Here is a 9,567-nt window from a genome sequence, read left to right as displayed (position 1 = left end):
CGTTCCGCTACACCGCTCCACCTGATAGCCTCAAACCCTGCTCCGCCTGGGGACATTCGGCGAGCAGGTCTGAGGATTCTTCTCAAGCGCCATCACCTCGACGCGGATGGCATGCAGGCTGGGGTCTGTGGCAATGGTCAAGGCCATTTGCACGGCCTGGGCGTGCTGATAGGCGAACCCTGCCGATGCATCGACTCCGCCCATACGGTCTGCATCCTTTCCTGGATAGCGCCGGGCTGACCCTAGCCGCAGATTCTATCGCCGTCGCCGTGGTGGCCGTCGGCGACTCGGGTAGTCAGGGCGGGGCATGACGAGGCAATGTCAGACAAGACATCCAAGCCGAAACCGTCACCCCGTAGGAAAATGAAGTCGGTCGAGATATCTCCATTCACTACTCGGTAGCGCAGCAGCCTCCGGCGCGGCCGACCGTGACCGGAACGCTGCCACGGGATGTGGCCACACTCATCGGCCGCAGATCAGAACTGACCTACATCCTGTCGGCAGCGGGCCCAGGCGGGGTGGTATCGATTCACACGACGACTCGCTCCGCCTACGCGGTACGGCGCAGCCCAGCGAGTATTCGCTTCAGGTCAGCGGCCGATATCTGGTAGTCGTCCTCGACCTCGGCCAAGCCTTCGTCGACCCAGCCCCGAATAGGCTCGGAGAGGTCGAGGCCGCGCTTACGCGCCTCCGCTTCTGCCGCTTCCTCTGGCCCGCCCTCAGCCGCACCATGGTTACCACGGAGGAGTCGTCGTCGGCGGTGGAAGGCAGGATCGTGTCGGCGTCGATCGTCTCGCCGAACACCAGCTCGCCCGCCTGGGCTGCGGCAGCCTGTTCCTCGCCCTCGACTAAGGCATTCGTGTCCTTGTCCTGTGCGCTCATTGGTGGTTCTCCCACTCGTCGTACGCGGCTTGCTGCTTGCATAGTCATCGGTGTGGCGTAGGCGATCTGGTGAAACCAGCGTCCAGTGGCCCCAGGACGACCAGGATCGGCGCGCCTGCGGTATAGGGGGCCAGATAGCCAGCCCGCGAGCACCCGACCCGATGTACCTGTCGACGCGCGGCGTCCAGCGAGGTCGCGACCACGTCATCGGTGCCCGGGCCTTGCCGAAGGGCTTCCGCCGCCCTACAAGGGCGGTACTTCGCGGGCTCGAATCGACAGCGTTGGTTCTCGCCACCGCGGGGTTCTGGGCTTCACCGCGGAGGTTGGTGGTTGGCCCATGGGTGCCGAGTGTTGATTACCGGTCGTGTCGGCGGTGGTGTGGTTGCGCGATCAAGCGGGTGGGGTTCGTTGGTGAGTGCTGCGAGTGCGTGGGCGACTTCTTCGTGGGTGGCGCGGATGTAGGTGGTGGTTGATGCGGTGTCGCTGGTGGCATCGGTGTGGCCGGCGTAGGCGTGGGCGACGGCGTAGCCGAAGTTGCGTTCGACCCAGGTGAGGGTGGTGTGGCGCAGCCAGTGGGCGCTGACGTTGTAGGCGGCGACCCAGGGCAGGTGTTCGCGCAGCCGGTTCCACAGGTGGTCGTAGCGGCGGGATGTGAGGTGTCGGCCGTTGCTGTAACGCAGGACAGAAGCGTTCTCGGATCGGTCCTGGCGAGAGGCGCGGGAGTAGGGTCGTTGGCGGATGTGGTCTTGCAGGTGGTGCATGAGGGTGGGGGAGATCGGTTGCCACCGTGTCGTTTCGTTCTTTTCGCGGAGGTAGACCTGGCTGTAGCGGGGGTCGAGGTCTCGGATTCGAAGATTGAGTACTCCGCCTCGGCGGCAGGCGGTTTCGACGTGTAGGCGCAGGATGAGGGCGTCGAGTTCGCGGTCGTTGCCTGTGGTGGCCGCGGCATGAAAGATTTCGGACAGCTGCTGGTCGTTGAGGGCGTGGCGGCCGCTGGGCGGCCGTCGATTTTTAGGCACTCGCAGGGCCGGGTTATCGGTGAGGTAGCCGTCGTCATCGGCGTGCCGGTACACCCGCCGGATCGCGGCGAGCATGTGCTCGTAGGCGCTGTGTCCGCCGCGGGAGTTGCGCCGCACCACAGCATGTTTCTTGGTATGTTCGGCCAATGCCCGGATTTCGAGGGCGGTGGGCTCGGTGATCAACCGGCTGCCCCACTCCTCGACAAGCCGTTTCCAATACGGCCCGTAGTTGCGCAACGAGCCCGGGGAAGCCGCCGCCTCGACCAGCGCCACGTAGGCAGCGAATGTCGGAATCGTCGTTAACCCGGGTGTTTCGGCAAGCCCCCCTTCAGTCAAGGGTGGTTCGTCGGCATGTACGGGTCCGGTTGCGTGCGTTATGTCGAGCAGTTGTTCGGGGCGTATGCCGAGTTGGTCGAGAAGCACGCGGGCGGCGGCCACCGCGGAGTCGTCTTTCACCGCGACTCCTCTGCGCCATGTCCGTGATGGGCGGTGAGGATGGCCGTGAGCACGTGCGGGGGATAGAGCCTTACCGATGACCGGCTCACGGACCCGACCATCAGGACCTGATCACCGGGACGCAGCCGACATCCGCGGCGTATGTCGGCTGAGAGAAAGATCCAGCCGTCGCGCAGGGGCGCCGATCGAGGCGTCGATCCCGGCGTGAGGACGACCGTTCCGGCATCCATGCTCACCGCGAGGGACTGCAGATTTGACCAGCCCAGCTCGTCGGTGATTCGTTTCAAGCACAAGCGGCCGTGGTGAGTCATGGCCGACACGGCGTAGTGTTCGCGCTCGCCGCGAATAGGTGACAGCGCAGCCAGATCCGGCAACGGCAGCGCCGGGATCATCGCGGGAACCGCCGCAGCGGTTGTACCCGCGGGCCGGGTAATCGGCGTCATACAGCCCCCACCGGGCCGGCGCCAATGAACTGCATCTCGAGCTCCGATCTCTTCGCTGAAAACGGACGTGCATTCACTGCAAGGTTGCCGAGAAGTGGTCATCACACGGTGTCGCGCAGAAGAAGCGGCGAGCTGACACGCTTCGCTTGATGGGTCGCATCGCCGCGGACCGGATTATAGGACGTTTATGCATGGGATGGTAGTGCATAGGACGATTACGCTCTGGATCAATACGCGTGGGACGTATGTGCTTGGGCCGACATGTCCAGTCCAGGCAAGCCCGCGCTCAATCCGACCGCTGCGGCGTTCGGAGCACGCGTGCGTGCCCGCCGGACCGAACTCGGCTGGAGCCAGGAAGCTGCCGCGCATGCGTGCGGAGTCCACTGGACTTATCTCGGCCAAGTCGAACGGGGACAACGCAGTCCGCGGGTGGAGAACATCATGAAGTTTGCTGCCGGTCTGCAGACGACGCCGGGACAGTTGATGGATGATCTTCCTGTCCCGGAGGACTTGGTGTGAGGAAGCCGCCGCGCTGCGGTGGCCGATGTGGCTGTGCGCGGAGCGGTCGGCGCACATGATGGGCTGCGATCTTCAGACGCCTCAGTTAGTTTGTCCGCTCTGATCGGTCGTCTCGGTGTGCTCTAACAGTCAGCGGGCCAGCTCGTGGGGCGACCATTGCACCGTTGGCCTTCAATGACCCAGTGTCGGTTCGCGACGGCTGTCCGCCTCCTGCGTCGTCCGGTGGCCGTCGCGGTGCCAGCGGTGGGGATGCTGTTCGATAGGTGTCGTGGACAGTGTCGACTTCGCACGGGTCGTAGCGGAATTCGGTCCCGGCTCCGCGCTGCTGGTCGAGCCGGGGTCCTCAGCCGCGGCTCATGCCCCGGCGCGGTGGGCCGGGATCGCAGCGGGTGGCGATTCGCACGCCCGGCGCGCGGCCGCGGTGGCCCTGTGGAATCTCGACTTGTTCGTCGACGTGCTGCCACGGTTCGGGGCTGTGTTGGCCGAATGCCTCGACGATGTGCGGGTCTGCCTGCTGCGTGGTGACTGGGTGCTGCTGTATGCGCTGCGAAAGCCATTTCAGCCACACGAGTTCCGGATCGGATGGGACCCGGAAACGTTCGGCGCCGACCAGCCGCCGTATTGGGACGCGCTGCCGGAGGCCCTGCGGATGTTCCTCACCACGGTGCACGCGGGGTTCACCGATCTCGACGGGATTTCCTATGGTCCCACCCGCCCCCGGAACATGGAGACCTATTCGGTACTGAACTTGCCCGAGGCCGTGCACAATTGGGAAACGGGCGAGGACATTCAGGGTGGCCGGGCGATGCTCATCGCCAAGGGCTTGGGCGACACGCGCTACTTCGTCTCTCCTGACCTGCCCGGCGGCGCCATCGGCTGGGAGGCCGACGGCCACATGGAGCGGCCACTGGAGTTCGCCGCAACCTTCGACGAACTGATTAGCTACGGCTTCCAGCTCGAGCGTGATCACCCGCCCGAGACCACCGCCCCCGAGACACCGCCGACACCCGAAGGATTGCGGCAGGCGATCATGTCCATGCCCAGGGCGGCGCGGGCGGTCGTGTGGAACCGCGAACTCACCGAGGACGCCGCGCGCGACCGTATCCGCGATCTCGTCGCCGAGCTGCTCGAGGCGCTGGGCGGCCAGATGCGCATCCGCCCGCAGGAAGGCCTCGACGGGGAGACGATACTGCCGTTCGATGACGACGCGGGCAACCTCTACCAGGTCGACCGGCTCGAGGCCCGCTACTTCCTCGACCCACCCGCCCCCGACCGCGCCGACATCTATCCACCCGTGATCGTCCGCATCTGGGAGCAGCACGGCTGGCGGTTGACGCTGTCGGCCGACGCCGACGGCATCGTCGCTCACGCCCGCACCTCCGACTGGTACGAGCTGACCCTGACCCACCGTGACGACACGTTGCGTCTGTCTGTTGCATCGCCAGGTTTCCACCGACCGCACTGATCACTCGGCGGTATGCGACGACCGCAACCACTCGAGCCAGCGGACCCGCTCAGATGCGGCCGAACCTGGCCTCTGCCTTCCATACCCGCACCGGCATCCGCACTGCAAGCTCCCAGAACTCCTTGCCGCCGTGCCAAGGCGAGCCAACTGGACACTCTGAAAAAGGCGGGACTGGCCGCCGTGCGCTGTGTGTGCCCACGACCTTGTCCCGCCTGCCGGGAAAGCGGTCGCTGATGACTCTTAGCCGGTGTCCGCGCGAGGCGGGATCGCGCCGCTTGCATGGGGATGTCCGGTCGGACTGATAATCTCGTGCACTTCAGGGAAATGGACCTCGGCGCTATTACTGGGAGTGCAGCCATCGACGAGAACTCGGCAGTTTCGCCGCATTCGGAGGTTCGGCTGATCGTGGCGGCCGGTGGCACTGGCGGGCATATCTATCCCGCGCTCACCACAGTGCGCGCGCTGCGTGAGGAACTGGCCAGCAGCGGGCGTCGGCTCGAGGTGTTGTGGATCGGGCAGGCCGGCGGGTTGGAATCGAGGATCGCGGTCGGCGAGGGTATCAGGTTTGCTGCGGTGGCGACGGGCAAGATTCGTCGTGCGGCTAATCCGTTGAAGATGGTGACTCGCGCCAACGTTGCGGACATGCTGCGTGTGCCGCGCGGTATCGCCGAGGCGTGGCGGACGGTGGGCCGGTTCCAACCAGATGTGGTGCTCGCGACCGGTGGGTACGTCACCGTGCCGGTCGGGTTGGCGGCGTGGCTGCGGCGTCGGCCGCTGGTGGTGCACGAGCAGACTGTCCGTTTGGGCCTGGCCAATCGGGTACTGGCCCGTCTTGCGACTTGCGTGGCACTGTCGTCGGAGTCCAGTCTGGCGTTGCTGCCGCACCGCGCCGCGGCGAAGTCCGCGGTCACCGGTAACCCTGTTCGGCCGGAGTTGTTCGATGGTGACGCTGACAAAGCGGTCGCCGCTCTCGGCGCTAACGGTTTCGACCGCAGGTTGCCGACCGTTTATGTCACTGGTGGTGCCCAAGGCGCGGTCCAGATCAACCGTGTCGTGCGGGAGCTGTTGCCGTGGCTGCTCCAGCGAGCCAACGTGATCCATCAATGCGGCAAGACATCGATCACCGAACTCCGCGAGCACGCCGCCAACCTCGACGCATCGTTACGCGGACGGTATGTGGTCACCGACTTCATCGGCCCCGAGTTGGCGGATGTGTTCGCGTTGGCTGATGTGGTCATCTCGCGCAGCGGCGCGGGCACCATCGCGGAGCTGACCGCGCTGGGGAAGGCATCGGTGTTGATCCCTTTGGCGTCCTCGGCGGGCAACGAGCAAACCCACAACGCCACCACCCTCGCCGAACATACAGCGGCGGTCGCGCTGCTCGGCGAGGTCTCCGCACAGGCCTTGCGGGAAGCGATCGAACCGCTGCTCGGCGACCCTGGCCGCCGAGCAGCGATCGCGGCGCGTGCCCGCGAGCACGGGCGACCTGACGCAGCGACGGCGCTGACAAACCTGCTGATCTCCGTCGCTGGTCAAGACCGCTGACAGGTGGTGATCGCATTCCGGAGTATCGCGACGACCCGGGCGACGTCCGGTTCGGCTATAGCCGGATGGAACGGCAGGCTCATGATCTCGCGGGCCGTCGCCTCGGTGACCGGCAGCGGTCGCGACCATTGGGTGAATGCTGGCTGGGTGTGGTTGGGCGGGTAATGCACCCCGACGCCGATCCCGCGGTCACGCATGAAAGCGAACACGCTGTCGCGGTTGGCGACTCGTACCACGCAGTTGAACGGCACACTATGCTGCACATCGACGTCGACCAACCTTATGCCGTCCACGTCCGCCAGCGCGCGGGCATAGGCACGCCACAACGTCGTGCGGGCGGTTTCGATCGAGTCGAAACGGGCCAGTTGCGCGCTCCCGATGACCGCGTGCAGTGCTGAGAGGTGGTAGCGCCACCCGAAGCTGTCGACGTGGTAGGTGGTCGAGCGGATACGGGCGGCTTGAGACTGGCTGACCCCGAGTAGCCGCAGGGTGCGTGCTCGATCGGCTTGCTCACGTGTGCAAAGGACCAACGCGCCACCTTCCCCGCAGGTCAAGTTCTTGATCGGTCCGAAGGAGAACGCTGTCAGCGTGCCGGTGGCGCCGACCCGGACCGGACCGAGGCGGGAGCCGAAGGCGTGCGCGGCATCCTCGACCACCGTGATACCTCGCTCAGACAACTCTGAGCGCAGGTCGCTGAGGTCGATCGCGCGGCCGCCGTAGAGGACGGGCACCACCGCGCGGGTGCGGGGCGTGATCGCCTCGCGCACTGTGGTGCTGGTGACGCACAGTGTGGTGGCGTCGATGTCAGCGAAACGGGGGTGCGCGCCGGTCATCAGAATCGCATGCACGGTGGCGCAGAACGTCTGTGACGGCACCACGACCTCATCACCGGGCCCGACACCGGCCAGCAGCAGTCCAAGATGCAGTGCCGCGGTACACGAGGAAACCGCCACAACCTGCGGTACACCCAGGAACTGCGCCAGTTCGGACTCGAACGTTTCGGTCGCGACGTTGTGACCATACTGCCCGGCCCGCAACGCCTCGGCCACCGCAGCAAACTCCGGGCCGTGCAGAAACGGTGCGGCGTTCCTGCTCGCAGGGTCAACGTTCGTCATCGTCACTCCTTCCTTGAAGCGCCAAGAACACCGATGTGTCCGGTTGAGCTGATTGCCCCAGCCGGGAATGCTCGGTGACCGCAAGGGTTGTGGTGGCTTTGGCCAGCCGAACACCAGGCCGATAGGTCAACCGACCGTGATCGATCGGGTGCCCCCACAGTCCTGCCAAAGTTTGGCCGACCAGGTCTGCGCCTGCTGCTTCGGCGAGCATGAACCCTCCCGCGATCCGGGCATTCATCTCTGTGATGACCACCCGACCACTGCCGCCGTCGCGCAAAAAACCTTGGACGCAGCACAATCCGGACGCTTGCACCGCCTCCAACGTCTCGATCACTCGGTGGTGCACCTGCTGGTCGTGGAAGGTTTCGCTGACCATCGATAATCCGCCCTTGGTGAGCAGCCGATACCGCAGAACGACTGATGCTCGACCATCGCGGTCGACCACGCAGTCCGCGGTGAACTCGCGCCCGTCGAGCTTGGTTTGAAGGATCGGATCAGGCACCAGCTCACACAGCATGCGGGCTTGCCGACGCGTCGAGCAGAACACCACGTTCTTCGACCCCTGCCCATGCCGTGGCTTCACCACCAACGCGACCCCGTCCGGAACGTCGTCGATCTGCGACGGCAGCCAACTGGCCGGAGTGGGAATGTTGTGTGCAGCCAATAATTGATGGAAGAAGGCCTTGTCCAAACCCGCCTGCACCGCTCGCCGCGGCGGAAGCCACATCCGCACCCCGGTCTTCTCCAGTGCGCCGCTCATATCCAGCAAGTGGGGAAGTTCGGCTTCAACGGCCGACCAGAGGGCGTCCGGCCGAGTTTCCCGGCACAGCCCGAGCAGTCTGCTCGTGTAGTCAGCTGCCGTGACCGGTGGCGTCAGTCGCGGGGTCACGCCGGGCAGCAGGAGACCGTTCGCGAGTGGATCGGCGTCGGTGGCGATGACGTCACAATTGAGTTCGAGCAGTCGGCGCGCCAGGTCGAAGCCGGGTTGGCCACCGACGCCGGTGACCAGAACACGCTGTGTCATCTCACTGACCGCCCGCCGCATCGAGTGTGATCGCCGCGATCGGCGCCGATGGATCCCGGGGCAGTGGCGCCCACCGGCGGGGGTTGTCGCGATACCAGCGGACGGTGTCGGCCAGTGCCTGCTCGAACGCATGCGTGGGTTGGTAGCCGAGCGCGGCGATCTTCGACCAGTCCATTGCGTAGCGGCGGTCGTTGCTACGCCGGTCAGGGATGTTGCGGACACGTTCCCGCCCCAAGCCGAGTTCGGCGAGGATCCGGTCGGTCAGTTCATGGTTGGTCAGATCCGTGCCGCCACCGAGGTTGTACACCTCGCCCGGCACCCCTTCCCGCAGCACCAGCTCCAGGCCTTGACAGTTGTCCTCGACCGGCAGCCAGTTACGGACATGCCCGCCGTCACCGTGCAACGTCACCGGTTCGCCCTCGAGCAGGCGGGTGATGAACAACGGAATGATCTTTTCCGGATGCTGTCCCGAACCGAAGTTGTTGCTGGAGCGAGTGATACATACCGGGACACCGAAGGTGCGGAAGTATGACATCGCCACCAGGTCCGACGCCGCCTTCGACGCGGCATAGGGCACTGTCGGCTGTAGCGGGTACTGCTCGGTCGCCGCGCCGGAGGCCAACGGCCCGTATACCTCATCGGTGGAGACATGCACGAACTTGCCGATCCCGTGCCGCATCGCGGCCTCCAGCAGCACCTGCGTGCCCGACACGTTCGTGGTGAGGAAGTTGCCTGCTTGGTAGAAGCTGCGATCCACGTGTGACTCGGCGGCCAGATGAATCACCGCGGTGTGGGTGCGCATCAGGGAGTCGACCAACCGCGCGTCGAGGATGTTGCCCTCCACGAACCGCAGCCGCGGCGAGCAGAGGACATCTGCCAGATTGTCGCGGTGGCCGGCGTAGGTCAGCGCGTCGAGGACCGTCACCTCGAACCCGGACTCCCGCCGCAGCAGCCGACGCACCACATGCGAGCCGATGAAGCCCGCCCCACCAGTGACGAGTACCTTGCTCAATCGTCTACCCCTTTCTGAAATGTCCGACTGCCAAGCGCTTTTCAGCAGCGCCACCGTGGTTGACGGTGGCTGGCCGGCTGCGGGCGT

General features: G+C 65.5%; 10 protein-coding genes. 3 read left to right on the top strand and 7 right to left on the bottom strand.

What is annotated here, in order from left to right:
- Nucleotides 1–30: 30 nt before the first annotated feature.
- From ABZ803_RS29825 to ABZ803_RS29810, 4 genes are all read right to left on the bottom strand, one after another.
- Nucleotides 31–204 (bottom strand): hypothetical protein, encoded by a 174-nt coding sequence (locus ABZ803_RS29825; RefSeq protein ID WP_357044389.1) that lies wholly within the window; start codon nucleotides 202–204, stop codon nucleotides 31–33.
- A gap of 381 nt (nucleotides 205–585) precedes the next feature.
- Nucleotides 586–882, bottom strand: coding sequence for a hypothetical protein (locus ABZ803_RS29820; protein ID WP_357044387.1), 297 nt, complete (start codon nucleotides 880–882; stop codon nucleotides 586–588).
- 311 nt (nucleotides 883–1,193) lie between these two features.
- Nucleotides 1,194–2,339 (bottom strand): site-specific integrase, encoded by a 1,146-nt coding sequence (locus tag ABZ803_RS29815; protein WP_357044385.1) that lies wholly within the window; start codon nucleotides 2,337–2,339, stop codon nucleotides 1,194–1,196.
- A gap of 14 nt (nucleotides 2,340–2,353) precedes the next feature.
- Nucleotides 2,354–2,800: a hypothetical protein gene (locus ABZ803_RS29810; protein WP_357044383.1), complete on the bottom strand. Its 447-nt coding sequence runs from the start codon at nucleotides 2,798–2,800 to the stop codon at nucleotides 2,354–2,356.
- A gap of 261 nt (nucleotides 2,801–3,061) precedes the next feature.
- On the opposite strand from ABZ803_RS29810, the gene ABZ803_RS29805 reads away from it, so the two are divergent.
- The 3 genes from ABZ803_RS29805 to ABZ803_RS29795 all read left to right on the top strand — a co-directional run bounded on the left by ABZ803_RS29805 (nucleotide 3,062) and on the right by ABZ803_RS29795 (nucleotide 6,329).
- The gene (locus ABZ803_RS29805) at nucleotides 3,062–3,319 is read left to right on the top strand and encodes a helix-turn-helix transcriptional regulator (protein WP_357044381.1); all 258 of its coding nucleotides are present in this window, start codon (nucleotides 3,062–3,064) and stop codon (nucleotides 3,317–3,319) included.
- 268 nt (nucleotides 3,320–3,587) lie between these two features.
- The gene (locus ABZ803_RS29800; protein ID WP_357044379.1) at nucleotides 3,588–4,784 is read left to right on the top strand and encodes a hypothetical protein; all 1,197 of its coding nucleotides are present in this window, start codon (nucleotides 3,588–3,590) and stop codon (nucleotides 4,782–4,784) included.
- A gap of 405 nt (nucleotides 4,785–5,189) precedes the next feature.
- Nucleotides 5,190–6,329: a UDP-N-acetylglucosamine--N-acetylmuramyl-(pentapeptide) pyrophosphoryl-undecaprenol N-acetylglucosamine transferase gene (locus ABZ803_RS29795; protein ID WP_357044377.1), complete on the top strand. Its 1,140-nt coding sequence runs from the start codon at nucleotides 5,190–5,192 to the stop codon at nucleotides 6,327–6,329.
- On the opposite strand, the gene ABZ803_RS29790 is transcribed toward ABZ803_RS29795, so the two are convergent.
- From ABZ803_RS29790 to rfbB, 3 genes are read right to left on the bottom strand one after another with little or no spacing between them, the layout of a single operon-like run.
- Complete coding sequence (locus ABZ803_RS29790; RefSeq protein ID WP_357044375.1) at nucleotides 6,317–7,444, bottom strand: DegT/DnrJ/EryC1/StrS family aminotransferase; 1,128 nt, start codon at nucleotides 7,442–7,444, stop codon at nucleotides 6,317–6,319. The genes ABZ803_RS29795 and ABZ803_RS29790 overlap by 13 nt on opposite strands.
- On the bottom strand, nucleotides 7,431–8,489 hold the full coding sequence (locus ABZ803_RS29785) for an ATP-grasp domain-containing protein (protein WP_357044373.1): 1,059 nt from the start codon (nucleotides 8,487–8,489) through the stop codon (nucleotides 7,431–7,433). The genes ABZ803_RS29790 and ABZ803_RS29785 overlap by 14 nt, the downstream gene beginning before the upstream one ends.
- A complete protein-coding gene (rfbB, locus tag ABZ803_RS29780) occupies nucleotides 8,470–9,480 on the bottom strand; it encodes a dTDP-glucose 4,6-dehydratase (protein WP_357044371.1) in 1,011 nt (336 codons plus the stop codon). The genes ABZ803_RS29785 and rfbB overlap by 20 nt, the downstream gene beginning before the upstream one ends.
- Nucleotides 9,481–9,567 lie beyond the last annotated feature (87 nt).

The sequence above is a fragment of the Nocardia sp. NPDC047648 genome, from assembly GCF_040642815.1.
GTDB classification, from domain to species: domain Bacteria; phylum Actinomycetota; class Actinomycetes; order Mycobacteriales; family Mycobacteriaceae; genus Nocardia; species Nocardia gamkensis.
This window is presented reverse-complemented; position numbering and strand designations above follow the sequence as displayed.